Origin of the sequence: Vibrio sp. CAU 1672 (genome assembly GCF_029223195.1) — a bacterium.
Lineage (GTDB): Bacteria > Pseudomonadota > Gammaproteobacteria > Enterobacterales > Vibrionaceae > Vibrio.
Map to the genome: position 1 here is coordinate 133,178 of NZ_JARHUF010000007.1, position 26,360 is coordinate 159,537.

The window sequence follows — 26,360 nt, forward strand, 5'->3', positions numbered from 1 at the left end:
GCTTTGAATTCGTTGTAAAGCCCTTATTAAACTGTTTGGATAAAATATGTACACCTCTGCGTGACTTGCTGTCACACAAATCCACAACAGCTTACTCGGAACATAAGCAAACTGGGCACCGTTAGTCGTTTTTGGCGTAAAAACGCTGCAGCTCGGTTAATCCTTGCATCAGGGTCGGCAATTTCGGATTGGTGTCGCGCAGACGTTTGTAGTTCTCGTCATACAACTTATAGTTACCAAACTTATCGATCACTGTGGTGTGTGACTCGGTAATGAGAGCGATTTCACGTGTGTCACCCGCCAGTATCCAGCGGCGGCGAGTTTCATCAAATAAGTTGCGTCCGCTGCTGTAGTCACTTGGTTTGGATGATACCCCCAACATGTCTTGTAACAGGGTAACCGACAGATCCAAATGGCTGGTACTGTGCTCAAAGCGGGCTGGTAGCATGCCGGGCCAATGAATGACCATAGGTACCTGTAACTGATAACGGCTATAGTTGCTGTTCGCCCCCCAGCTATTGGTCCCGGTGTCATTCAGCTCACTGCCGTGATTGGAGGTAATGATCACTATGGTACTGTCTAACAGTTGGTTCGCTTCAAGTGACGCGATGATTTCAGCCACGTTGTGGTCCGCTGCCGTCACCGCTTCGCTGTAAGCCTGTTTGAACTGTTCACTGGCCGTGGCCTCAGCTTGATTACCCTCGGATGGCTGGGACTCGTAGTTATCCACCGTTGTTACTTCGATAAAGCTAAACCAAGGTGATTTGGCTTGTTCCGCCAGCCAGGTGTTCCATGCCGCCAGTGACTCTTGGTCAGTTTGTGGCTGGGAACCATCCAGTTGCTTGGCCAGGTTCAAGCTGCGGAAGACCATCTCCGGGTAGAGACTGTCGCTGAAACCATTGCCACTAAACAAACCAAACTGGTAGCCTTGTTTTTTCAGTGCTGCAAGTAATACCGGTGCCGTGCCTTGCGCTTTAATGCTGCTGGCGTAACTGCTTGGTAAACCGTAAAACAAGCCGAACGTACCATAGGTATCATTACTTGAGCTGTAATGATTGACAAAATTTTGATTATCCCGGGCAAACTGATAGGTGTTGGGCATTTGCGTGTCGTTTAGCGCGTCGGTACGCAGATTATTGACACTGACCATTAGCACATTCAGCTTGTTGCCACGACGGTTGAACTTCAGATCTTCGAGCGGGTAATGCACCAAATCGACATTGTCTTGATTTTCTTCCAGTCGTTTTAAGTATTCTTCGCGATCCAATAACCCGTGCTTCTCCATAAAACTCTTGGCTGTCATCGGGTACGACAGCGGGAAGTTAGCTCGTTGGCTGGTGATCGGGTTATAGAAATAGGCATCGGCCCAAATGTAAATCACGTGACTGCTGATAAAGCAGAGGAAAAATATCGCAGCCAGTGGGCGGCCGACATGTTTGTGTGACAGCTTGCGCTGTTTACGCCATACCCATTCCGAGAGACCAAGCTGGATCAGGAATATTAACGGCATCACTACAAATAAGTGCTGCAAGTCGGCACTGAGCGCGCTCTTGTCGTCACTAAACAACAGCTCCCAGACGACCGGGGTTAAGTGCAGGTTGATCGATTGATAGGCCTGAGTATCAATAAGCAGTACGGTTTGGCCCAGCGTAGCAAAAACTACGGCCACCAGGCGGAACAGTTTCCGGGATGGCAGAACGAACGTCAGCGGAAACAAAATCAGCAGGTAGAGAGCGAAAACCAGGAACCCAAAGTGGCCGACCCAGGATGCAGCAAGGTAAAACTGCCCCAGTAATGTTTCTGGCCAAGGAGACTGGACAATATAGCGTGTGCCAATCAGCATCGAAGCGACGATGTTGAAAAATGCAAACCAGTGTCCCCAACCAACCAGTCGTGATACACGTTCGCCGTATGAGTTTCCGCTGTCTACCATGTATTTGTTCTATTATCCGTGATTAGTGTTTTCGAGGAGCTTCAAGAGAAGACATCAATGCCTGAGCAAATTTTTCAGCAATCGCCTGGCGTTGTGAAGCCGGAACGCGTTGATTTAAGACATTGGTAGCGATATTTCCTGCGATCATAAGTGTCAGTTCTGGTGTGGCTGCATGCTTGTCTAGCACGGCGCCCACTTCAGTCAGGATTTTTTCTACTTGTTCGTCAGTGTATTTAGATGTAATCGGCATAAAGACTCTAATAATGATAGTAAAAGCGGCTTATGATAACCTACAATGCCCAACAACTTAAACCTTGTAGCAAGATTAAATCACTATGAGCCTTCATCTCTCAAATGTCATACTACACCAGTTGCGTAAAAACGATCAGGACGAACTGGTGGTAAATTTCCGTCCGGCATCGCTGGAAAACGATGCTTCGACGGAAAACCTCGTTGCCGAATTGCACCGTGTTTTTCATGCAAAAGCAGGTAAAGGATTTGGGTCTTTTCAGTCAGACAGCGAATTTCAGTTTTGGCTTCAAGAAATGCGTAAAGGAGAGAGAGATTTTTATGATTTCTCACAAATTTGTGCAAACCGCCTGAAAGGCGAACTGATCAAATATCCGTTTGCAGATGAAGGTATTTTGGTGTTCGCAGAGTACCAAAGCCTGGCGACTGACTACCTGTTTATCGGCATTTTGCCAATGAATCAAAGTCTTAAGGTCACAGAGGGGTTGGATATCAGTGCTACCGATTATCTCGATATCAGTAAGATGGATATTGCAGCCCGAATAGATTTGTCCAGCTATGAAACAGACAAAGATTCAAACCGCTACTTGTCGTACATTAAAGGCCGGGTCGGGCGTAAAGTGGCCGATTTTTTCCTGGATTTTTTGCAGGCGGAGATTGGTCTGGATACTAAGCAGCAGAACCTGGTATTGATGCAGGCAGTCGATGATTTTTGTGCCGATTCGAAGCTGGAAAAGCCGGAAGCCAACGAGTACAAAAAGCAAGTGTATAATTACTGCAATGAGCAGATCAAAGCCGGTGAAGAAGTGCAGATCTCAGAGCTTTCCGGAGAGCTGCCTGCGAGCCAGGACGGCTCCAGTTTTATGGACTTTACCCGGGAGCAGGGCTATGAGCTGGAAGAGTCTTTCCCCGGCGATCGTGCTACCGTGCGTAAGCTGACCAAATTTGTTGGTGCAGGCGGCGGGCTTAACATCAGCTTTGACAGTTTATTATTGGGTGAGCGGATTTTTTATGATCCAGAAACGGACACTTTAACCATCAAAGGGACGCCGCCAAATTTAAAAGATCAGCTAAACCGAAATTAACCTTAGAGAGAGCCATGAGCTCTCTTTTTTATGTGAAGTGAACACTGTTATCAGGCAAGGGATGTTATATGCTGGTGCTGGAGTGTCAGTTGAGGGGAACATGGATTGAAACAGGGACAAGGTGGTTTCACCCGTGCATTCGGGGTTTTCTTAACGCTTTGGCTGCTGGCTGTGGCCGGGTTATGGCAGCAGGCGCGACATACCTTTCAGATCATGCATACCGTTGAAGCATTAAGCAGTGAAGTGGATGAAGTGCGCAGCGGGCTGCGTTTTAACTTACCGCTTCGCATTCGACACCTCGATCAGGTGTCTCTGAAATTACAGTTGGTTTACGCGGTTCGATTGCAGCTTGAAACGGAGAGCAACGGCGGGTGGTTTGCTCCGGACATCACGCAGTTGCTGTTTACTACGGATCGTTTTCTGGAAGATGCCCATACGTTTATTGGCAATGATAGTGAACTGGTATCGCTGGCAAACCTGATTCATCAGCGGCGACGGGTATTTGCTGAAATGCAGCATGAACTTGTCGACATGCACTATCGTCTTGGCGCACTGGTATTGGAGGCCATGTTCAGTGACGCGGCGAGTATCGCCGATGTCTATCGTGGCATGGATGACTTGTTTACCCAATCCCTGCTCTTACCGCAGCCGGAACAAGCTGAGTTTCAGAAGCTACTGGCAAATACTTCCACGGTTCTTTCCGGACGTGCCCAGAGCGGCAACTTGGCCGAACGCCTGTTAAACCCTGATTTGCCTCATCAACTTATGCAGGTCAAGTCGAACTTGCAGCGTAACCTCTTTGTACTGATGCTGCTGCTTACTACCTGTGGTGTGTTGGTCTGGTTGGTTTTAGGGTGGTGGTTATACGTAAAAAAACGCACCGCCGAGAATGCGCCGGTCACGGCGGCCAAGCCAGTTGAAGCGCTGCAGCCAGAAGGTTCATCACCAGAAACCGAGCCTCGACAAGGTGAGCAAAAGGATAATAAAACCCAGCCAAACCCAGCGGGTGCCGGGATGGCAGAAATAGCCACAGATGCTGTTTTTATCGACATCAGGCAAATGCTGGATTCTTTATCCGATGATCATGATTCGGTACGGATGCTGTTGGAATTGTTTATTGACGATCATGCTGGTGATGTTGCAGAGTTACAGCGTTTGCTCAGCGAAGATCGTGAGCACGCCCAGCGGCTGGTGCATAGCCTAAAAGGGGTATCCGGTAGCCTGAGTGCAATGCCACTCCACAACGTGGCTGCTGAGGTTGAGTCGTTGCTCAAGCACGGTAAAGACATTTCACCGCAAAAATTGGGCGAGCTGAGGGATATTTTGCAACAAACGACGCAGTACGCTGCCGATGTTCTCAGGAGTAAGCAGTTACTCGTTCACTGATGTGCCAGCGTCGCCATAAGGTGGTGGTCTTGGTGGCAGACAAGCTTGCGCACCATCTGGTGCTTGCTGAATGAATTGTTAACAGGTAAAAAAAGAGCGCATTACGCGCTCTTTGATGGATTAGGCTGTTTGTTGCTTCAGTTCATGCTCGGCATCGGCTGCAACCGCAGTGGTGGGTTCGCATTTGTCTACAAACCAGCCCATGTAAGAGCTGACGATAGTGACAATGATACAAACAAAGCTTAACCACATGAACGGCGCATAAGAAAGGGTGGCGACGCCCAGAATGCTGGCCATGTAGATGCCGTTATCACTCCAAGGAACCATCCCTGATGTCAGGGTGCCGCCAAACTCCGCATTTCGGGACAGGTTCTTACGCTGGTAGCCCAGTCGGTCGTAGTTTTTCGCGCAGATTTTTGGCGTCAGGATCAGCGATACATACATAGCCGAACCAAAGACGTTACCCATAAATGCGGTACCGATGGTGCTGGTCGCAAGTGAACCGGCATTTTGCACTCGCTTTTCAAATAGTTTGGCAATAGTTTCCAGTACACCAACTTTATCCAGCAGGCCACCAAAACCGAGGCCAAATACGATCACAGCAACCGAGCCCAGCATAGAAGACATGCCACCGCGGTTGAGGATTGAGTCGATAAAATCAACCCCGGATGAAATCGCATATGGCGCCCAAGCGGTGTTAAATGCGGTTAAGAAGTTCACTTCCTGAATCATCACTGCCCAGATAATACCTAGCAGTGAACCAAAACTGATCACCGGGAAGGACGGCATGCGCAACGCCAGCAGGCCAAGTACGATGATCACCGGTACAAAAGAGTAAGGGGTGATAAAGAATTGTTGTTCCATAGCCTGGATCACGGATTCCACCTGGCTCATGTCAACTTTACCGGCAAAGTGGAAGCCAAACGCGGTAAACATCACACCGGTGATGATGTAGCTGATCAACGCAATCGGCAGCATCCCTTTGATGTGCTCAACGACTTCAACATTTGACATGGAAGAGGCCAGAATTACCGAGTCAGACAGAGGAGACATTTTGTCACCGAAATAACAGCCAGAAAGAACTGCACCTGCAGTAATCGGGGCTGGAACACCAAGGCCCTGACCGATACCCATCATGGCGATACCTGCTGTACCAGCCGCACCCCAGGATGTGCCGGTTGCCAATGCTGTCAATGAACAGATGATCATCGTTGCCAGCAAAAAGATCGAAGGGTGGATGGCTTTCAGGCCATAGTAGATGATGGTTGGAACAATACCACCTGAAATCCAGGTACCTACCAGTGCACCAACCGCGAGAAGGATCAGTACGGCCCCTAAACCGTTGGAGATACCATCCAGTGCGGATTTTTCCAGATCTTTATACTGATGACCCAGTTTCAAGCCCAGTAGCATGATGATAAACCAGCCAATGTATAGGGCGAGCTGAATAGGGAGATCAAGCTTGGCGGTAAAGGAAAAAGCCAAGAGTAAGAACAGACCCAGCGAGATAAATACCTGTATCAGGCTAGGTAAGCGAGGGGTAACTTGCTTCATATGTGCCTCTGTCATAGCGGGAGCAATAGAAGGGGGACGCTCCTTGTTTAAATCGGCGCACAACATACATTAAGCCAAACTATATTTCGAATTTTTACGACTTTAACTTGATATTAATCGGAAAAAACGTTTGCATGTAAAATGTTATGCCAATTAACTTTGCTTTAATTGGGGTAAAATGTTCTGTAGTGTAATGAAGGTGTGCTTCAGATGTTGCGTCTGGAGGCTACTGGTTAGACCATTGGCCAAGTTGGCGTTATTGAGAGAGGAGTATTTACCGGGTTTTAATTGATAACACAGGTGGTATCTGCATAAAGTGATGCTCTCAACGTTAGAAGAAAAAAAGTTTTGGCAAATTGCAAATTAAGACTTGAGATTTTGTGTTGAAAAATGAAATATGGGAAAGTTTTGAAATTTACATGGAGAGTTAATGCAATGAGAGTAGGTTTAGTTGGTTGGCGTGGCATGGTTGGTTCTGTTCTTATGCAGCGCATGGTTGAAGAAAGAGACTTTGACTTAATTGAACCGGTTTTTTACAGCACATCTCAGGTTGGTATTCCTGCCCCTAATCTGGGCAAAGATGCTGGTTTGTTGCAAGACGCATTCGATATCGACAGTTTGAAACAGCTTGATGCAGTTATTACTTGCCAAGGTGGCAGCTATACCGAAAAAGTGTATCCGGCGTTGCGCCAGGCTGGCTGGAAGGGATACTGGATTGATGCTGCTTCGACACTGCGCATGGCTGAAGATTCAATTATCACTTTGGATCCGGTCAACCTGACACAGATTCAACAGGGTATTCATGGTGGTACCACTACTTTTGTCGGTGGTAACTGTACCGTTAGCTTAATGTTGATGGGACTTGGTGGTCTGTTTGAAAAGGGCTTGGTTGAGTGGACAAGTGCCATGACTTATCAGGCAGCATCGGGCGCAGGTGCTAAGAATATGCGCGAGCTGATTTCACAGATGGGTGTGATCAACGATGCGGTCAGTTCCGAGCTGGCGAACCCGGCCAGTTCGATTTTGGACATCGACAAGAAAGTGGCTGATACCATGCGTGGTTCTTCATTCCCTACTGATCAGTTCGGTGTGCCGCTGGCGGGTTCGTTGATCCCGTGGATTGATGTCAAGCGTGACAATGGCCAAAGTAAAGAAGAGTGGAAAGCGGCGGTTGAAGCGAACAAGATCCTTGGCTTCCAGGCGTCTCCTGTACCAATTGATGGTACCTGTGTCCGTATTGGCGCGATGCGTTGTCACTCACAAGCGTTGACCATTAAGCTAAAACAAAATGTGCCAATGGATGAGATCGAAGAGATGATCGCAACGCACAATGAGTGGGTAAAAGTTATCCCTAACGAGCGCGACATTACTGCTCAAGAGCTTACTCCGGCAAAAGTGACTGGCACATTATCGATTCCGGTTGGCCGTTTGCGTAAAATGGCGATGGGCGATGACTTCCTCAACGCCTTTACTGTAGGTGACCAGCTATTGTGGGGCGCGGCAGAGCCGTTGCGCCGTACGTTACGTATTCTTCTGCAAGAAAAGTAATCATCTGAACGATAAAAAGCGCCTTGTTGGCGCTTTTTTTATGCCCGGTTACCGGGCAGCGTGCCAACTCATGTCATTTTTTATCAGGTGCAGTGACTCGTTTGTCGGGATCGGCCAGCTCACTGCCACAATGTTTACAGTAAATGGCATCGGAATCATGCCCGCTTCGCGAGCAGTTCGGACATTTGACCAGTACTTTATGCGATTGCATCTCCTGGTGTAGCTCGGCGGTGAAGATCCCGGTTGGCACTGCGATAATCGAGTAACCAAGTAACATGGTTAATGCCGCAATGGCCTTGCCTAAATTTGTTTGTGGCACAAGATCGCCGTAACCGACCGTGGTGATGGTAACAATCGCCCAGTAAATGCTCTTCGGAATACTGGTGAAACCATTGTCTGGCCCTTCAATCACGAAAATCAGCGAGCCAAAAATGGTGACCAGAATCGCAACAGTACTAAAGAAAATGATGATTTTGCGGCGAGACATCAGCAGCGAACGCAGCAGGACATTAGACTCCTGCAGGTATCGGACTAGTTTAAGAATCCGGAAGATCCGCATGACCCGTAGCGCTCTGATAACGCCCATAAACGTCGCTGAAGGAAAAATGAGTACCAGATAAGTTGGCAGAATGGCCAGTAGATCCACTATGCCGTAAAAGCTTTTCGCATAAGCCAGCGGCTTGGGGGAGCAATACAGGCGCACCAGGTATTCAATGGTGAAAAGAGCGGTAAAGGTATACTCCAAAATCTTTAGCTCTCGGGCCCACTCGGCACTTATGGCGGGAATGGAGTCGAGCACCAGCACAACCAATGAACTGACAATTGCGATAATTAGTGCAATATCGAAAGTGCGGCCGGCCTTGGTGTGAGTGCCAAATATAGTAACGTAGAGTGTGTGTTTAAGAGAATGATCCGTCATAGCAAAGCGATCCATCAATGAATCGCTTTATCATACAAGCATTAGACCAATCAGGCTAATCCAGGGAAGAGGTTCCGCAGCCCGTTGGCAATAAACTCTATGCCTAATGCGCCAAGAATAAGCCCCATAATCCGGGTTATCACGTTGATGCCGGTCTGGCCCAGAAAGCGCACAATCAGAGGGGCGGAGCGGAACAGTAACCAGGAGCAAAAGCAAAACGTCGCAACCGTAATTGCAATCCCTAATGTGTCAAACACGCCTGGGTAACGGGCACCGTAAACAATCGTTGAACTGATCGCCCCCGGGCCAGCCATCAACGGCATTGCCAGTGGTACGACACCTATTTGTTCACGGCTTACGTACTCGGACTTCTCCTGTTTGTTTTGCTTATCTTCGCCCAACTTACCGCTCATCATTGAGAAAGCAATGCTTAATAGAAGCAGGCCACCCGCAACCCGGAAAGAGTCTAACGAAATACTGAACATGTCGAGTAGGAGCTGACCGGCCAGCAGGGAAATGATCAAAATAACCGCAACGGCTACATTTGCCGTGGTAGCTGTTCTATTCTTTTCTTCAGGAGTCATGTGGCCGGTTAAGGAAACAAACACCGGCATGATGCCCACCGGGTTGACGGCAGCGACCAAGCCTAAGAAAAACTGAAGGAAAATTGCTAACTCAAAAGTCTGCATAGTCTGCACTCATAAATTTCACATAACTGAAAGCGTAGGGGGGATCTCAGGCGGTAATGTAAGGCAAAATGAAAGAGGGAAGAAATGAAAAAAACTAACGTATTACCCATACAATTTGTGAGAAAAACTAATCTTTAAACGAAATGTAGCTATAGTGGTAATGGTTTGTTACCAATAAGGCTAAAATCTGAGCGTTGCGATTTACACAAACGTTAACATTCGCACACTTTTAACAAAAAGAAAGACAGCTAGTAGAGAGATAATGCGAGTTGGATATACTCTCAGTAGCACAAAAAAAGGAGCCTACATGTAATTTTGTTGGCTAAAAATGAAACTTTTTTACATATTATTGCTGTTCCTGCTTGTTTTAGGTTTGTTTGCTGTATTTTTGTTCAAATGAAGTGTTGCTTTAAAGTGTTTTTAAATCATGTGTTTACGTTGATTAATTGTGGTTAACCACAACGTTGGGGGTATTTCGAGGGTGAGAACTGATCCAAGTCAATTTTTTTCATACTCTGAAATATTATACTCAGCGCTGAAAACAATTTACTAAGATGTTTGTTTGGCAAGTGGTTGATAAGCTGCAAAAACTGACGGCAATCGCCTTAATAAAAAGTTTTTAATATTTGTTAATTTTAGGAGAATCCCTATGCCTGTTACTAATATGGCTGAACTAGATGCATTGGTTGCTCGCGTTAAGAAAGCGCAAGAAGAGTTCGCTACTTTCTCTCAAGAGCAAGTAGACAAAATCTTCCGTGCAGCATCTCTTGCCGCTAACCAAGCTCGTATTCCTCTAGCGCAGCAAGCGGTTGAAGAATCTGGCATGGGTATCGTAGAAGATAAGGTAATCAAGAACCACTTCGCTTCTGAGTACATTTACAACAAGTACAAAGATGAGCAGACTTGTGGCATCCTTGAAGAAGACGATAGCATGGGCACCATGACTATTGCTGAGCCTGTAGGTATCATCTGCGGTATCGTACCAACCACTAACCCGACTTCTACAGCAATCTTCAAATCTCTAATCTCTTTGAAGACTCGTAACGGTATCATCTTCTCGCCACACCCACGTGCGAAGAACTCTACTAACGATGCAGCTAAACTGGTTCTAGACGCAGCAGTAGCAGCTGGTGCTCCAAAAGACATCATCGGTTGGATCGACCAGCCATCTGTTGAGCTATCTAACGGCCTGATGAAGCACGAAGGTATCGCTCTTATCCTTGCGACTGGTGGCCCAGGCATGGTTAAAGCAGCATACTCTTCTGGTAAGCCAGCTATCGGTGTAGGTGCAGGTAACGTTCCAGTTGTTATCGACGAAACAGCTGACGTTAAACGTGCTGTAGCTTCTATCCTAATGTCTAAAACTTTCGATAACGGCGTAGTATGTGCTTCTGAGCAGGCTGCAATCGTAGTTAGCGAAGTATACGACGAAGTAAAAGAGCGTTTCGCTTCTCACAAAGCTCACGTTTTATCTAAAGCTGACGCTGATAAAGTACGTAAAGTACTGCTTATCGACGGCGCGCTAAACGCGAAAATCGTAGGTCAACCTGCTCCGGCGATCGCTGAAATGGCTGGTGTTAAAGTTCCTGCTGACACTAAAGTTCTTGTAGGTGAAGGTCTGGGTAAAGTTTCTTACGATGATGAGTTCGCTCACGAGAAACTATCTCCAACTCTAGGTCTGTTCCGTGCTGACGACTTCGAAGATGCAGTTGCTCAAGCGGTAACAATGGTTGAAATCGGTGGTATCGGTCACACATCTGGTCTTTACACTAACCAAGACGTTAACGCAGACCGCATCCGTTACTTCGGTGACAAGATGAAGACTGCACGTATCCTTGTAAACATCCCGACTACTCACGGTGGTATCGGTGACCTTTACAACTTCAACGTAGCACCTTCTCTAACTCTAGGTTGTGGTTCTTGGGGTGGTAACTCTATCTCTGAGAACGTAGGTCCTAAGCACCTAATCAACAAGAAAACTGTAGCGAAGCGAGCTGAAAACATGTTGTGGCACAAACTACCTAAGTCTATCTACTTCCGTCGTGGCAGCCTACCAGTTGCACTGGGCGACCTGGAAGGCAAGAAACGTGCGTTCCTAGTAACTGACCGTTTCCTATTCAACAACGGTTACGCTGACGAAGTAGTTAGCCTGCTTAAAGCGCAAGGCATGGAAGTACAAACTTTCTTCGACGTAGAGGCGGATCCAACGCTGTCTGTAGTTGAGAAAGGTGCAGCAGCAATGGAAAGCTTCCAGCCTGACGTAATCCTGGCTCTAGGTGGTGGTTCACCAATGGATGCTGCGAAAATCATGTGGGTAATGTACGAGCACCCAGAAACAACATTTGAAGAACTAGCAATGCGCTTTATGGACATCCGTAAACGTATCTACAAGTTCCCTAAAATGGGTCAAAAAGCTGAGCTTGTATGTATCACTACTACTTCAGGTACTGGTTCAGAAGTTACTCCATTCGCGGTTGTTACTGACGACAAGACTGGTGCTAAGTACCCACTAGCAGACTATGAACTAACGCCAAACATGGCTATCATTGATGCTAACCTAGTAATGAACATGCCTAAGTCTCTAACAGCATTCGGTGGTTACGATGCCGTAACTCACGCTCTGGAAGCTTACGTATCTGTTCTAGCGAACGAATACTCTGACGGTCAGGCTCTACAAGCACTTAAGATGCTAAAAGAGTACCTACCATCAAGCTACGCGAACGGTGCAAACGACCCAATCGCTCGTGAGAAAGTACACAACGCAGCAACTATCGCTGGTATCGCGTTTGCGAACGCATTCCTAGGTGTTTGCCACTCAATGGCTCACAAAATTGGTAATGCTTTCCACCTACCACACGGTTTGGCGAACGCACTACTAATCTCTAACGTTGTACGTTACAACGCGAACGACAACCCAACTAAACAAACTGCGTTCTCTCAGTACGACCGTCCACAAGCACGTCGTCGTTACGCTGAAGTTGCTGACCACCTAGGCCTAAGCCAAGCTGGTGACCGCACTGCTCAGAAGATTGAACGTCTACTAGCATGGTTGGATGAACTAAAAGTGAACCTAGACATCCCAATGTCTATCCAAGCGGCAGGTGTTGCTGAGTCTGACTTCCTAGCACAAGTTGATGAGCTGTCTGTAGATGCGTTCGATGACCAATGTACTGGTGCGAACCCACGCTACCCTCTAATCAGCGAGCTGAAAGAAGTTCTACTGGCTTCTTACTACGGTAAAGCTTTCGTTGAAGGTGAAACTTTCGAAGGTACTACTGTAATCAAGAAGAAAGCAGACCAAGAAGCAGCTAAATCAGCGCCTAAAGCTAAGAAAGAAAAAGCAGACGCGTAATTAAGATTCGCTTTGAGTAAGGTTTTCGCTAGCACGAAACCTTAACATCGGGAAAAGGTTAAAACCCCAGTCATCAGACTGGGGTTTTTTTTTGACTTGAGAATATTGGAGTACAGAGGAATAGCGTGCGGCCGAGAATCGTGTCAAACCTCGGTGGAGACAACCCTGCCGCTAAAGTACTCGTTGGCAATGATATAAGCGGTGTTGCGTACCAGTTCATCTTGTATTTCCGCCCAATGGAGCGCATCGACATCTTCACGGGCGTTGCTTACTGCGGGTATCACCCCACCAACACGAATGTTATATGGTGTAAGTTCTTTGGCCCAGCTGTGGGTGAAGCCTGATACCAAAGCGGCAATGCTTTCAATACCGGTCAGATCCTGATGATCGTCATGTGAGATGACATTGACTATCACCCCTTTTACGCCTTTCCGGCGAAACCGTTCGGCACCGACTTGCCCGTAGGTATACAGGACACGTGCAGCGGTAGAGAGATGATCAATATAACTGCTCATCGGTTCTGCTGCCATCAGGCTGGGCATCGGCGAACTGGTCCAGCAATTAACGATCACATCAGGCGTGGCGTTCAGCTGAGATTCGATTTGGTCAAATAGTAAGTTGATAGAGGTGGTCGTCTCGCCGCACACATTGATCGCGTAGACGTTGTCGGTAAATGTTTTGATTTGGTCGTAACTGGCTTTAAGTGCGCTTGGGTTACTATCGCAAAGAATTGTTGTCGCCCCCAGATGCGCAAAGTGGCTAGAGCAGGTTCTGCCGAGAATTGAGCCAGCAGATGTGACCAGTATCATTGACTCTTTTATATCCATAGCACTTCCACTGTTGCTGAAATGTCATCACCAAAATGTTTGGTGGTTTGAGATTCAGCATGGCGGAAAAAGCCTGAACTCAGTGTGAAAAGACTCAAACTACAGGGGATTGACGGCAATTATTGTGTTGGAATTTGTCGGTAGTCACATTTCTGCAGTGAAGAAATGTAAGGCACAGGAAAGCAATGAATGATCACGCCTGGATCTGAATTTGATGTTGGCGCTGGGCCGTGATTAGCTGGTTATACAGGCCGGGATCAGAAAGCAGGGTTTTATCACGCTCACCCAGCAAGCGGCGTTCGTGGCCTGAAAGGTTGTGGTATACCTCTTCCGGCAGATCAAACGTATCTTCGGCTAAGTAAGCAAGTGCGTCCGGTTTGAGGTAATGAGCAAATTTAGCGGAAGAAAGGCCAGCGCTATGGAACTGTTTGGCCTGCTCTGCTGCCAGGTCGTAGCAGCTGCTGTCGGAACGCAGTAGTTGTGGCTGGGAGACGCCGAACTGTTGACGAAGCAGGGTGTCGGTTGCCTGCGTTGATGTCACTTGTTCTAATGGGATCGCATCACGAACGTCGTTGGAGAACATGGATAAGATCAAAGCGAAATCAGCACGACGGCCTTCATGTACGGCATGGTTAATACCCTTACCGAGGTGAAGTTCGTTGATGATGGTGGCTTTATCTAAAGTATGTACTTGCATGCTGCTCCCCGTTTGATGTTTATATAGCGACGAAGCGGGCAGAAACTTTAGTTATTTTCGGAAGTTATTTACAAAAAAGCCCGCATGTAGCGGACTTTTGATTGTTCGTGACTAAATTGAACTACGGGGTTACTTGGCTAGATTCTCTGCGACGAAGTCCCAGTTTACCAGCGCCCAGAAACCGTTCATGTAATCAGGGCGAACGTTGCGGTAATCGATGTAGTAAGCATGTTCCCACAGGTCAACCGTCAGAAGCGGTGTTACACCTTCTTCAGTGATTGGAGTACCCGCGTTAGAAGTGTTAACGATGTCCAGTGAGCCGTCTGCTTTTTTCACCAGCCAGGTCCAGGAAGAGCCGAAGTTGTTGATCGCTGCATCGGTGAATTTTGCTTTGAATTCTTCGAAAGAACCGAAGGCAGCATTAATCGCTTCTGCTACCGCACCGGTTGGTTCGCCGCCGGCGTTAGGTGCCAGGCAGTGCCAGTAGAAGGTGTGGTTCCAGATTTGAGCGGCATTGTTGAATACACCGCCGGTTGATGTTTTGATGATTTCTTCAAGTGTTTTGCCTTCAAACTCAGTACCCGGGATCAGGCCGTTGAGTTTGACAACGTAAGTGCTGTGGTGCTTACCGTGGTGGTAGTCAAGAGTTTCTGCTGAGATATGTGGTTCTAGCGCGTCTTTCGCGTAAGGAAGAGCTGGTAGTTCGAATGCCATTGCTCGGTTCTCCATAGATATGAAAGGGTTACCCTTTCGTTAGCTTCCAATGTTTATAGTTAGGATAGTCAAAATGACTGACTTGCAATCCATTTTAGCAAGTTTTTACTTTATTAAAACCCCGGTATGAAAATATTTTGAGAACTTGGTGTCAAAAAGACCATAAATATTATGTGCTTTTTATTCTGCTGTTATTAAGTAGAATGGGGCAAAACAAAATACAGTTCACATCCAGGAAGAAGAGGAAGCGATGGAAACTATCGATAAAATCAAACAGCAAATTGCTGAAAACTCAATTTTGCTGTACATGAAAGGCTCCCCGAAACTACCAAGCTGTGGTTTCTCTTCGCAAGCAGCACAAGCCCTGATGGCATGTGGCGAGAAGTTTGCTTATGTAGATATCCTGCAAAACCCGGATATTCGCGCTGAGCTACCGAAATACGCTCAGTGGCCAACCTTCCCGCAATTGTGGATTGAAGGTGAATTGATCGGTGGTTGTGACATTATTCTGGAAATGTTCCAGAAAGGAGAACTGCAGCCATTGGTTAAAGAAGCGGCAGAACGTGCAGCGGATGGTGCTGAGTAAGTCGTAAATGCCCGCATTTGGCGATAGAATACCAAGGAGCCGGATTGGCTCCTTTTTCTTTTTTAGGTTAGTTGAATGAACATAAAGCTTTACTACGTGCATGACCCAATGTGCAGCTGGTGCTGGGGGTATAAGCCAACCATTGAAAAATTGAAACAGCAACTTCCTGGAGTGATTCAGTTTGAGTATGTGGTCGGCGGACTTGCACCCGATACTAATCTGCCGATGCCGCCCGAGATGCAACAAAAGCTCGAGGAAATTTGGCATCAGATTGAACGACAACTGGGAACCAAGTTTAACTATGAGTTCTGGTCGCGTTGTACACCGGTTCGTAGTACTTATCAGGCTTGCCGGGCGGTGATAGCTGCAGGTTTTCAAGATGCCTATGAACCGATGTTGGAAGCCATCCAGCACGCGTATTATTTGAGAGCGATGTCACCTCATGATGAAGCGACGCATCGTCAGCTGGCGCAAGAGTTAGGCCTGGATGTCGTCCAGTTTGAAAATGATGTCCACGGCAGCTTCCTTGAAGGGATTTTTCAAGATCAACTTAGTCTGGCAAAAAGCCTGGGAGTGGATTCTTACCCGAGTTTAGTGTTGCAGATTGGTGAGGCGTATTTTCCGATTGAGGTGGATTATTTATCGACTGAGTCAACGTTGAAACGTATTCGTGAACGCATTGTCGATAATATGCCTACGCAGTAAGTTATGCCGCAGGTTAAGAAAACGCTAAAAAAAGCCGCTCATCGAGCGGCTTTTTTACTTTTTTATTTTTTTACTATAGTGATGGCATTACAGCACCATCGCGGCAATCCAACCGAAGATGATCAACGGAATGTTATAGTGGATAAAGGTTGGGACAACGGTTTCCCAAATATGCTCATGCTGACCGTCCGCATTCAGGCCAGAGGTTGGACCTAATGTTGAGTCTGAGGCCGGTGAGCCCGCATCACCCAATGCCGCGGCCGTACCTACCAAAGCAATGGTAGCCATTGGTGAGAAGCCAAACGCCAGCGCTAACGGTACGTAAATCGTTGCAATGATTGGGATGGTGGAGAACGAAGAACCGATACCCATTGTTACTAACAGGCCCACAACTAACATCAGCAAGGCTGCAAGTGGCTTGTTGTCACCAATGCTGGTGGATAGCGATTCTACCAAGGTCTCAACGCCACCGGTTTGTTTCATGACTGCTGCAAAACCGGCTGCGGCAATCATAATAAAACCGATCATAGCCATCATGTGGACACCTTTGGTAAATACATCATGGGTTTCTTTCCAGGCGATCACGCCGCCAAAGGTGAAGACCATAAAGCCAGCCAGGGCGCCGATGATCATTGAGCCTGTGTACAGCTGTACTCCCAGTGCTGCGACGATCCCCACTGCAGCAACTAGAATGTGTTGCTTGTTTAGTTCATGACCGGATTCGTGCATCACTGTCAGTTCAGTTTCTTCGTAGATGCGTGGTTTACGGTAGCTGAAAAAGATTGCGATTAACAGGCCAAATACCATGCCCGCGCCAGGCAATAGCATTGCGGTCGGTACCTGGCTGGCAACCACGCCTTCTAATCCGTTATCGTGTAAGTTCTTAAGCAAGATGTTGTTTAAGAAGATACCGCCAAAGCCGATTGGCAACACCATGTATGGTGTGATCAGGCCGAAAGTCAGGACACAGGCGATCAGTCGACGATCGAGTCTTAACTTTGCGAATACGCCCAAAAGAGGTGGAATTAAAATTGGAATAAAGGCGATGTGTACCGGGATCACGTTCTGTGATGACATGGTTACCAGGATCAACGCGACCAATACCGCGTATTTGAAACCGGTGGTGGCGGTGTCATTTTCGTGACCATTGAGGCGCTTTATTACGCTTTTGGCTAACAGGTCAGTGATGCCTGATTTCGAGATGGCAACCGCAAAGGTGCCGAGCATGGCATAACTTAAGGCGATGGTTGCGCCACCACCCAAGCCACTTTCAAATGCCGCAACAGCATCTCCCAGGCTCATTCCTGAAACAAGGCCACCGACAATGGCACTAAACGTGAGGGCAACCACCACGTTTACCCGCATCAATGCTAACACGAGCATGACGCAAACTGAGATAACGACAGGATTCATACTATTTCCAATATGTTGTGTTTACTTATGATAGTTGTAGTTCATTATTGTTCGTCAGCAAGCGGCCAACCGCCGAGGGCCTTCCATTTGTTGACGATTCCGCAGAACAGCTCTGCAGTTTTTTGGGTATCGTAAAGAGCGGAATGCGCTTCACGATTGTCGAATTCCATCCCAGCAGTTTTGCATGCTTTGGCGAGAACAGTTTGACCATAAGCAAGTCCACTTAGCGTAGCGGTATCAAAAGTGGCAAAAGGATGGAAAGGGACTCTTTTCAGTTTACAGCGTTCATTAGCTGCATTGACAAAACCGAGATCGAAAGCCGCGTTATGGGCGACCATGATAGCACGTGAACATTCGGCGGTTTTCTGCTCTTTTCGGATCAGCTTGTAGATCTCTTTCAGCGCTTCCTGTTCGGAAACGGCACCGCGCAACGGGCTGAACGGATCATGAATACCATTGAACTCAAGTGCTTCTTTTTCTAAGTTGGCCCCCTCAAAGGGTTCGATATGAAAATGAATTGTTGAAGCCGGCTCCAGTTCGCCGCTGTCATTCATGCGTAACGTTACCGCACAAATTTCCAAAAGTGCATCGGTGTGAGCGTTGAATCCAGCGGTTTCAACATCCACAACAACCGGAAAATAACCACGAAATCGCTTTTTCAGGGTTAGAGCTTCATTTTCTACTGTCATATGGGCTTATAGTTGTGTGATGAAGGCAGCATTATTGCAGATTCTCAGGGTGAGCAAAACAGCAAATTGAGACAAAAACAGAAAAGTATTGCTTCAATCTTGGCGGGAATTTTGCATTAAAAGTCTGATATCAATTGTTGGCAGCGATAGCGGCAAAGCGCTGCCGTTTAAGAGACAATCCGTAATGAAGAAATGGCTAATAACCAGTGGTGTACTCTGTTTGTCGCTGAATGCAAGTTACGCATCAGCGCTGAACAAGCGTTATGTGGCCACTCCGCAACAATCACAATGGGAAATGGTGGTTAATACCCCACTTGAATGCCAGTTAGTGCACCCGATCCCCAGCTTTGGTGACGCGGTGTTTTCATCACGTGCGAGTAAAAAAATCAACCTGGACTTTGAACTTAAGATGCGTCGCCCGATGGGTGAGACCCGTGACGTCAGTTTGATCTCCATGCCACCTCCGTGGCGTCCGGGTGAAAACGCCGATCGCATCACCAGTCTTAGGTTTTTCAAACAATTTGATGGTTATGTCGGTGGTCAGACTGCCTGGGGGATTTTGTCTGAGTTAGAGAAAGGTCGCTACCCGACATTCAGTTATCAGGATTGGCAGAGCCGTGATCAGCGGATTGAGGTGGTGTTATCTTCGGTGTTGTTCCAGCAAAAATACAATATCTTCAGTGATTGTGTAGCTAGTTTGCTGAAATACAGCTTTGAAGATATTGCCTTCACCATTCTGCATTATGAACGTCAGGGTGATCAGTTAACCAAAGCATCGAAAAAGCGTTTAACTCAAATTGCAGATTACGTGCGCTATAACCAGGACATTGACCTTGTGCTGGTGGCGACCTATACCGATTCCACTGAAGGGAAAAGTATTAGCCAAAACTTATCTGAGCGACGCGCTGATTCCTTAAGAGCCTACTTCAAGTCAATTGGTTTTCCTGAGGATCGCATTCAGGTACAAGGTTATGGTAAGCGACGGCCTATCGCAGATAACAGCACCCCAATTGGGAAAGACAAAAACCGCCGTGTGGTGATTTCGCTAGGTCGGACCCAGGTGTAGCGCACATCAGTATCGGGTGAACCGGATAACAGTGGTGTGATAGGGCTAATTGAGCTGCCGATGGCTGAGTGGAACTAGTTCAGCCGAAACTTGGCGATAATTTCGCAATTGGTTGCTGAGTTTATTTTTTCAACTTGCTTGGCAATCAATGGGTTCGGGTGACGTTTCATGTAATCGACCAAAGCCTTGGTGCAACAACCAATCGAGTCGATGAAACTGGCACATTGCCGATGGGGGCATTGTGGGATCAGCATTAACACTTTTTCTGATGCAAGTTGCAGATATTTAAGTTCATACTCTGCATCACCGACCCAACGCCAGAATCGCGCCAGATTATGGCATGAGATAACTGAAATCAGCAGCTTTTCATCCGCAGAGATATCGATGCTGGTGCCGATCTCTTCACTCAGATTGAGTGCTTGCTGGTAATGGAGAATGCTGCGGATTGGATCATCAAGTTGCAGCGCGGTATCCGCCAGAAGGGTGTGTTTTTCCCAGTCACTGATCATTATCTCTGTCCTATAAACGTAAAGGTGAGTCAAATCTAAGTGATAATCATTATTATGTAAAGGCAATCGTGAATATCAGTGGAGAAATAAAAAAGGCAGGTCGCAGACCTGCCTAAAATCAATGTCGATTGTCTCAGTTTTCAGATAACTATTTCCAACATTAGATGTGCTCAGTGGTTATCTGCACAACTATCTGTAAGTTGTCTGATCCAGATAGGAATGATGCCGGGTTAACCTGCCAAACCAGCTGACGCTTGTTTGTTCTGGATAAGTTCAATCATGTAGCCATCAGGATCTTTTACGAAGGCAATATGGGTGGTACCACCTTTTACCGGGCCGGGTTCTCGCGTGACATTGCCGCCTGCTGCTTTGATTGCATCGCAAGTAGTGTAAATGTCATCAACGCCGATAGCGATATGACCGAACGCAGTGCCTAAGTCGTACTCGGTTGTCCCCCAGTTGTAAGTCAACTCAATAACGGCACCTTGCGATTCGTCACCGTAGCCAAGGAAAGCTAGCGTGTATTCGTACTCTTTATTTTCATTGGTACGAAGCAGTTGCATGCCCATTACTTCAGTGTAGAACTTGATAGATTTGTCTAGATCACCCACGCGTAGCATGGTGTGAAGAATTCGACCGTTTGACATTTTTTGCTCCTAGCGATTGTTTCAGACAGGCTTAGCTATCTGGATATACTTTCTCTTTAAATTCACACAGATCTTCGATGATGCAGCTTCCACAGCGGGGCTTTCTTGCCACACAAGTGTAGCGGCCATGAAGGATCAGCCAATGGTGTACATCAAGCTTAAACTCTTTTGGCACCACTTTAAGCAGTTTTTTTTCTACGTCATCGACGGTTTTACCCATCGCAAACTTTGTACGGTTCGAGACGCGATAAATGTGTGTATCTACGGCGATCGTTGGCCAGCCAAATGCGGTATTCAACACCACGTTGGCGGTTTTGCGACCTACGCCCGGCAGGGCTTCCAGTGCCGCGCGATCTTCAGGGACTTCACCGTTGTGTTTTTCCAGCAGGATCTTACAGGTCTTGATGGTGTTTTCTGCTTTAGAGTTAAACAGACCAATGGTTTTGATGTATTGCTTTAACCCCTCCACGCCCAAATCAAGAATGCCTTGGGGGGTATTTGCAACCGGGTAGAGTTTGTCTGTTGCTTTGTTTACGCTTACGTCCGTTGCCTGTGCTGAAAGCAGTACGGCAATTAGCAGTTCAAACGGCGTGTTCCAGTTGAGCTCTGTTTGAGGATTGGGATTGTTTTCTCGTAATCGCTTGAGAATTTCAATTCTTTTGGTTTTGTTCATTGCTGACTTCCAAACCCGTCTGTGCGGTTTATGAAAAAGGCCCTACAAATGGTAGAGCCTTGATTTTAGAATTTTAATATTATGCGTTAGTTACGCGAGCACGTTCAATGGCAGGTTTTTCTTCTTTTGGCTGACGCGCTTGAATTGAGCTGTCGATAACATTTTTCAGCGCAATCAATAGACCCACGCCAATGAAGGCACCTGGTGGTAACAATGCCAATAGGAAGCTGCTGTCGAAGTGGAATACTTGAATACGCAACGCGGCAGCCCAGTCTCCCAGCAGCAGGTCGGCACCATCAAACAGCGTGCCGTTGCCGATTAGTTCGCGCATAGCGCCAAGGACTACCAGTACTGATGTCATGCCCAGTCCCATCCACAGGCCATCCAGTGCCGCTGGAATCACAGCATTTTTGGATGCGTAGGCTTCTGCACGGCCGATGATGATGCAGTTAGTTACGATCAGTGGGATAAAAATCCCTAGCGAAAGGTAGAGGCCATAGGCATAGGCATTCATCAATAGCTGGACGCAGGTAACCAGCGAGGCAATGATCATTACAAACACCGGAATACGGATCTCTTTCGGAACGTAATCACGAATTAATGAAACGGTGACGTTGGAGCCGACTAATACCAACAGCGTCGCGATACCTAAGCCAAGTGCATTGGTGATGGTAGACGAGACGGCCAATAGCGGACACAAGCCCAATAACTGAACCAGAGCCGGGTTGTTATGCCACATCCCGTTTTTCATCAATTGGCGGTTTTCACTCATGCTCACCTCCGGCGCAGTTCAATGGTTGGTTGAGGATCTGTTCGCGGGCTGTATTTACATAGCTTACGGTGTTTTTCACCGCTTTGACAACGGCCCGAGGGGTAATGGTGGCTCCGGTGAACTGATCAAAGTCACCGCCATCTTTACGTACTTTCCAGTTGTGCTCATTCTGTTCCGTCACCTGTTTGCCGCTGAAGCTCAGGATCCAGTCGGTGACCCGCAGATCGATTTTGTCACCTAACCCCGGTGTTTCCTGATGGGTCAGAACCCGGGTGCCAAGGATGTGACCGCGGTTATCGACGGCAGTAATGAGTTTGATCTCTCCGTTGTAACCATCCGGCGCGATTGATTCAATGGCGATCGCGGTGGGTTGGCCGTTAAGACTGGCCAGATACGCAGGCATGGCCTGGTTTGTACCAAGTTCTGGCGCCGTTACTAAAGTACAAGCGTTAAACAGCGCATTGTCATGCATATTTTCAGGGATCACCTGATTCAATACAGACAGAAGCTGTGCCTGCTCCTGGCGCTGGATCTGATCTTTGGTTAAATACTGAGTCAGTGCCACCAGGCCTGTTGTTGCGCAGGCGAACATCGCCAGTGTCAGCCCATTTTTACGAATAGCAGTTATCATGATTGCCTCAGTGACCGTAGGTTCGTGGTTTAGTGTAATAGTCGATCAGGGGGACGCACATATTGGCCAACAAGACGGCAAATGCGACGCCGTCTGGGAATCCACCCCAGCTACGGATAACAAATACCAGTGCTCCAATCAGAGCACCGAAGATTACTCGCCCTTTGACTGTCGTTGATGCTGACACGGGATCTGTGGCAATAAAAAAGGCTCCCAGCATGGTTGCACCTGAGAACAGGTGCAATATCGGTGAAGCGGTTTGTCCCGGAGTAATAACACTGAAAATCAGACTAAACAGAATTAAGCTGCCGAGGAAACCTGCCGGAATATGCCATTGAATGATGCGCTGTTTGAGCATGATCAAGCCACCGATAAAGTAGGCAATGTTTACCCATTGCCAGCCGATACCTGCCAGGCCATCAAAGATAGGTTGCGCCAGCACTTCACTTGGTGTTGCACCACTGTGAATACCGGTTTTAAACGCATCTAACGGCGTTGCCATAGTGATTCCATCGATACCGGAGCGAACTTGTTGTAGTGACAAACCCTCGCTGCTAAAGCCGGTAAAAATCAGTGAAAAGCTATCAACAAAGCTGACTGGATTGGCCAAAAGAGGCTCGGGTGCACTCCAGCTGGTCATTTGTACCGGAAATGAAATCAGAAGTACTACGTAGGCAACCATGGCCGGATTAAATAAGTTTTGTCCGATGCCACCATACAGGTGCTTGGCTATGACAATTGCAAACACCAATCCGATCAGCAGGATCCACCAAGGTGACCATGGCGGGATTGCCACCGCCAATAACCAGGCAGTAACCAGTGCACTGTTATCGCGTAAAGCACTTTTGGCAGCGCGTTTGCGCAATACCATGACCAAGGCTTCGAGTGACAATGCCAGGCCGATTGCAAGCACAAGTTGAATGATGGTGCCCCAACCGAAAAAGTAAGTTTGTGCCAGTAAGCCTGGTACCGCACATATCGTGACCCATTTCATCAGATCCGGAGTACTACGACGGCTTCGAGTATGGGGTGAACTGGCAATAAACAACGACATTACTCGTTCTCCTCGGAATTGTTTTTGTTTGCTTGTTGTTCGGCCTTACGCGCTTTGGCACGCGCAATCGCGGCGGCGACGGCGGCCTTTTTTGGATCGTCCTGCGGCTTCTCATCAGCAGGGGCTTCCACCATTTCTTGCTTGTGCGCTTGCTGTGCGGCTTTACGTGCTTTGGCACGCGCAATCGCGGCGGCAACGGCGGCCTTTTTTGGATCGTCCTGCGGCTGCTCATCAGCAGCGGTTTCCGCTACTTCCTGGTTGTGCGCTTGCTGTTTGGCCTTACGCGCTTTGGCACGCGCGATTGCGGCGGCGACCGCAGCCTTTTTGGGATCGTCCTGCGGCTGTTCATCAGCCGGGGCTTCCGCCATTTCTTGCTTGTACGTTTGCTGTTCGGCCTTGCGCGCTTTGGCACGGGCAATCGCGGCGGCAACGGCGGCCTTTTTTGGATCGTCCTGCGGCTGCTCATCAGCAGGGGCTTCCGCCACTTCCTGGCTGTGCGCTTGTTGTGCAGCTTTACGTGCTTTGGCACGCGCGATTGCGGCGGCAACGGCGGCTTTTTTTGGATCATCCTGCGGCTGTTCATCAGCCGGGGCTTCAGCCACTTCTTGTTTGTGTGTTTGCTGTTCGGCCTTACGCACTTTGGCACGCGCGATTGCGGCGGCAACGGCGGCTTTTTTCGCATCGTCCTGCGGCTGTTCATCAGCAAGGGCTTCTGTTACCGAAGGCTCGTCAGCATGCTGCGCTTTACGTGCTTTGGCACGCGCGATTGCGGCAGCAACGGCAGCTTTCTTCGCATCGTCTTGTGGTTGTTCCGGGGCCGGTGTTTTCGATACCGGTGATATGTCAGCCTGCTGTGTTTTACGTGCTTTGGCGCGGGCAATCGCTGCCGCAACGGCAGACTTTTTGTCATCGGTACTGTCAGGCGATGACATGTCTGTGGACGCTCTTTCGGCTTTACGTTCTCTGGCCAGGCGTTTGCGCTCTTCACGCAACTTGGCCATCTCGCTATTGTCTGGTTGTTCAGAACCAGATTGCATTGCGGCCGCTTGTTTGGCTTTGGCCTTGGCGATGGCTGCTGCGACAGCCGGTTTCACGGCCGGCTCCTGTTTTGTTTCTGCATTGGCCTTTTGCGATTGCACCCGGGCGATTGCCGCAGCAATGGCATCATCGCCCCCGGAAGACTTCATCTGTTTCCTGCGGTCTTCTGCTGCTTTCTTAAAGCGGTTTTCCCGCTCTTCTTTTTCACGCTCGATACGCGCTTTCTTTTCTTCGAAGCGTTGTTTGGCACGTTCAGCGGCTTCCGCCTCTTGTTCGCGAGTACGGATTTCTGCTTTTGCCTGTCGGTAGTATTGTACCAGCGGGATTTCGCTCGGGCAGACAAACGCACAGGCTCCGCACTCGATACAATCTTTGATGTTGAGTTCGGTTAACTTGTCATATTCCTCTGCTTTCGCATGCCATTGCAACTGCTGAGGCAGCAGTGAGGCCGGACAGGCTTCTGCACAGGCACCACAGCGAATACACTCCATTTCATGCTGGTGAGCGGAGATTTCGTGGCGGGTAGGAGCAAGAATGCAGTTGGCCGTTTTGGTGATTGGAACTTGTGCGTGAGGTAGGGTAAAGCCCATCATCGGACCACCCATGATCAAGCGTGGTAGTTTTTTGTCAGCTTTGTAGCCAAATTCGTCAAGCAGTGCCTGAACCGGGGTCCCGAGTAGCGCCCATACGTTACGGGGCTTCTTGAACGCTTTCCCGGTTAACGTTACTACGCGGTTAATCATTGGCTCACCGTCCACCACAGCGCGTTTGATGGCGTAGAGCGAGCCGACATTCTGCACCAGAATACCAATATCAGCTGGAATGCCTCCGCTCGGAACCTCTTTGTTCGTCAGGATTTTGATCAGCTGTTTTTCACCACCTGATGGGTACTTGGTTGGGATTACTCGGATCACAATGTCTTTGTTTAATGCGGCCTGCTCAAGAGCTTTGACTGCTTCCGGCTTATTGTCCTCGATACCAATAACAGTCAGCTTAGGCTTAAGGATATGCTCCACGACCTCGATACCCTGAATGATCTCGTGAGCATACTCTTGCATCAATTTGTCATCTGCGGTGATGTAAGGTTCACACTCGGCCGCGTTGACGATGAAGATTTCCGTGCGGGCTAAGCCGGATTGAATTTTCTTCGCGCTGGGGAAACCGGCGCCGCCCATTCCGGAAATGCCGGCCAGGCGGATCACGTCGATTAAGGCTTCTGCGTTTTCTTCGGTATAATCGGTGACTGGTTTCTTCTCAGCCCACTCATCTTTACCATCGGGAATCATCACCAAGCATGGCTCACTTAAACCGGAAGGATGGGCCACGGTTCTCGGTTCGATGGCCACAACTCTGCCTGAAGTCGGTGCGTGAACCGGTAAGATAAAACCACTGTCAGAAGAGGTTAAAGGCTGGCCTTTCAACACATGTTCGCCAGCTTCAATCAACAGGTTACCGGCTTTGCCGATGTGTTGTTTGAGGGGCAGGATGATCTCTTGCGGAATAGCCGCATGGGCCAGTTCGATTTTGTTGGACTGTTTTTTATTCTCTGCCGGATGCACACCACCAGGGAAGTCCCATAATGAGCCAGTACGAATTTGTTCAATCAAAGACAACATGTGCGACC

The 26,360-nt window shown here is 48.1% G+C and carries 24 protein-coding genes; 7 read left to right on the forward strand and 17 right to left on the reverse strand.

Annotated elements, in window-relative coordinates; translation table 11 throughout:
* Positions 1-121: 121 nt before the first annotated feature.
* On the reverse strand, positions 122-1,933 hold the full coding sequence (locus tag P2G85_RS09025; protein WP_275863764.1) for a DUF3413 domain-containing protein: 1,812 nt from the start codon (positions 1,931-1,933) through the stop codon (positions 122-124).
* A gap of 22 nt (positions 1,934-1,955) precedes the next feature.
* Complete coding sequence (locus P2G85_RS09030) at positions 1,956-2,183, reverse strand: YejL family protein (protein WP_275863765.1); 228 nt, start codon at positions 2,181-2,183, stop codon at positions 1,956-1,958.
* 85 nt (positions 2,184-2,268) lie between these two features.
* On the opposite strand from P2G85_RS09030, the gene yejK reads away from it, so the two are divergent.
* Positions 2,269-3,267, forward strand: coding sequence for a nucleoid-associated protein YejK (yejK, locus tag P2G85_RS09035; protein ID WP_275863766.1), 999 nt, complete (start codon positions 2,269-2,271; stop codon positions 3,265-3,267).
* Positions 3,268-3,372: 105 nt separating this feature from the next.
* Positions 3,373-4,653 (forward strand): Hpt domain-containing protein, encoded by a 1,281-nt coding sequence (locus tag P2G85_RS09040; protein WP_275863767.1) that lies wholly within the window; start codon positions 3,373-3,375, stop codon positions 4,651-4,653.
* 120 nt (positions 4,654-4,773) lie between these two features.
* Here P2G85_RS09040 and nhaC read toward each other — a convergent pair whose 3' ends face one another.
* Positions 4,774-6,207, reverse strand: coding sequence for a Na+/H+ antiporter NhaC (gene nhaC / locus P2G85_RS09045; protein ID WP_275863768.1), 1,434 nt, complete (start codon positions 6,205-6,207; stop codon positions 4,774-4,776).
* Between the two features lie 435 nt (positions 6,208-6,642).
* Here nhaC and asd point away from each other — a divergent pair, with 435 nt between their 5' ends.
* On the forward strand, positions 6,643-7,755 hold the full coding sequence (gene asd, locus P2G85_RS09050) for an aspartate-semialdehyde dehydrogenase (RefSeq protein ID WP_275863769.1): 1,113 nt from the start codon (positions 6,643-6,645) through the stop codon (positions 7,753-7,755).
* Between the two features lie 73 nt (positions 7,756-7,828).
* Here asd and P2G85_RS09055 read toward each other — a convergent pair whose 3' ends face one another.
* Complete coding sequence (locus P2G85_RS09055; RefSeq protein WP_275863770.1) at positions 7,829-8,674, reverse strand: ion transporter; 846 nt, start codon at positions 8,672-8,674, stop codon at positions 7,829-7,831.
* A 50-nt stretch (positions 8,675-8,724) separates the two neighbouring features.
* Positions 8,725-9,363, reverse strand: coding sequence for a YchE family NAAT transporter (locus P2G85_RS09060; RefSeq protein ID WP_275863771.1), 639 nt, complete (start codon positions 9,361-9,363; stop codon positions 8,725-8,727).
* Between the two features lie 649 nt (positions 9,364-10,012).
* Here P2G85_RS09060 and adhE point away from each other — a divergent pair.
* On the forward strand, positions 10,013-12,715 hold the full coding sequence (adhE, locus tag P2G85_RS09065) for a bifunctional acetaldehyde-CoA/alcohol dehydrogenase (protein ID WP_275863772.1): 2,703 nt from the start codon (positions 10,013-10,015) through the stop codon (positions 12,713-12,715).
* A gap of 143 nt (positions 12,716-12,858) precedes the next feature.
* Here adhE and P2G85_RS09070 read toward each other — a convergent pair whose 3' ends face one another.
* From P2G85_RS09070 to sodB, 3 genes are all read right to left on the reverse strand, one after another.
* A complete protein-coding gene (locus P2G85_RS09070; RefSeq protein ID WP_275863773.1) occupies positions 12,859-13,542 on the reverse strand; it encodes an SDR family oxidoreductase in 684 nt (227 codons plus the stop codon).
* A 193-nt stretch (positions 13,543-13,735) separates the two neighbouring features.
* The gene (locus P2G85_RS09075; RefSeq protein ID WP_275863774.1) at positions 13,736-14,239 is read right to left on the reverse strand and encodes a VC2046/SO_2500 family protein; all 504 of its coding nucleotides are present in this window, start codon (positions 14,237-14,239) and stop codon (positions 13,736-13,738) included.
* Positions 14,240-14,368: 129 nt separating this feature from the next.
* Complete coding sequence (gene sodB, locus P2G85_RS09080) at positions 14,369-14,953, reverse strand: superoxide dismutase [Fe] (RefSeq protein ID WP_275863775.1); 585 nt, start codon at positions 14,951-14,953, stop codon at positions 14,369-14,371.
* 250 nt (positions 14,954-15,203) lie between these two features.
* On the opposite strand from sodB, the gene P2G85_RS09085 reads away from it, so the two are divergent.
* Both P2G85_RS09085 and P2G85_RS09090 read left to right on the forward strand, forming a co-directional pair.
* The gene (locus tag P2G85_RS09085) at positions 15,204-15,539 is read left to right on the forward strand and encodes a Grx4 family monothiol glutaredoxin (RefSeq protein WP_275863776.1); all 336 of its coding nucleotides are present in this window, start codon (positions 15,204-15,206) and stop codon (positions 15,537-15,539) included.
* 75 nt (positions 15,540-15,614) lie between these two features.
* The gene (locus P2G85_RS09090) at positions 15,615-16,244 is read left to right on the forward strand and encodes a DsbA family protein (protein WP_275863777.1); all 630 of its coding nucleotides are present in this window, start codon (positions 15,615-15,617) and stop codon (positions 16,242-16,244) included.
* Positions 16,245-16,331: 87 nt separating this feature from the next.
* Here P2G85_RS09090 and P2G85_RS09095 read toward each other — a convergent pair whose 3' ends face one another.
* Both P2G85_RS09095 and rnt read right to left on the reverse strand, forming a co-directional pair.
* Complete coding sequence (locus P2G85_RS09095) at positions 16,332-17,657, reverse strand: Na+/H+ antiporter family protein (protein ID WP_275863778.1); 1,326 nt, start codon at positions 17,655-17,657, stop codon at positions 16,332-16,334.
* A 44-nt stretch (positions 17,658-17,701) separates the two neighbouring features.
* A complete protein-coding gene (rnt, locus tag P2G85_RS09100; RefSeq protein WP_275863779.1) occupies positions 17,702-18,346 on the reverse strand; it encodes a ribonuclease T in 645 nt (214 codons plus the stop codon).
* Between the two features lie 184 nt (positions 18,347-18,530).
* Here rnt and P2G85_RS09105 point away from each other — a divergent pair, with 184 nt between their 5' ends.
* Positions 18,531-19,412 carry an OmpA family protein gene (locus P2G85_RS09105; protein ID WP_275863780.1) on the forward strand — a complete coding sequence of 294 codons (882 nt, stop codon included), beginning with the start codon at positions 18,531-18,533 and terminating at the stop codon, positions 19,410-19,412.
* 74 nt (positions 19,413-19,486) lie between these two features.
* Here P2G85_RS09105 and P2G85_RS09110 read toward each other — a convergent pair whose 3' ends face one another.
* The 7 genes from P2G85_RS09110 to rsxC form a co-directional block, all read right to left on the reverse strand.
* Entirely contained in the window at positions 19,487-19,921 is a 435-nt protein-coding gene (locus P2G85_RS09110; protein WP_275863781.1) for a DUF2753 domain-containing protein, read from the reverse strand.
* Positions 19,922-20,151: 230 nt separating this feature from the next.
* Positions 20,152-20,568, reverse strand: a complete 417-nt coding sequence (gene gloA, locus P2G85_RS09115) for a lactoylglutathione lyase (RefSeq protein ID WP_275863782.1) — start codon at positions 20,566-20,568, stop codon at positions 20,152-20,154.
* A 31-nt stretch (positions 20,569-20,599) separates the two neighbouring features.
* The gene (gene nth, locus P2G85_RS09120) at positions 20,600-21,241 is read right to left on the reverse strand and encodes an endonuclease III (protein ID WP_275863783.1); all 642 of its coding nucleotides are present in this window, start codon (positions 21,239-21,241) and stop codon (positions 20,600-20,602) included.
* Between the two features lie 79 nt (positions 21,242-21,320).
* A complete protein-coding gene (locus P2G85_RS09125; RefSeq protein ID WP_275863784.1) occupies positions 21,321-22,013 on the reverse strand; it encodes an electron transport complex subunit E in 693 nt (230 codons plus the stop codon).
* The gene (gene rsxG, locus P2G85_RS09130) at positions 22,006-22,644 is read right to left on the reverse strand and encodes an electron transport complex subunit RsxG (RefSeq protein ID WP_275863785.1); all 639 of its coding nucleotides are present in this window, start codon (positions 22,642-22,644) and stop codon (positions 22,006-22,008) included. The genes P2G85_RS09125 and rsxG overlap by 8 nt, the downstream gene beginning before the upstream one ends.
* 7 nt (positions 22,645-22,651) lie before the next feature.
* Positions 22,652-23,698, reverse strand: coding sequence for an electron transport complex subunit RsxD (gene rsxD, locus P2G85_RS09135; protein WP_275863786.1), 1,047 nt, complete (start codon positions 23,696-23,698; stop codon positions 22,652-22,654).
* Positions 23,698-26,352, reverse strand: a complete 2,655-nt coding sequence (gene rsxC / locus P2G85_RS09140) for an electron transport complex subunit RsxC (protein WP_275863787.1) — start codon at positions 26,350-26,352, stop codon at positions 23,698-23,700. Before rsxC ends, rsxD begins: the two co-directional genes overlap by 1 nt.
* Positions 26,353-26,360 lie beyond the last annotated feature (8 nt).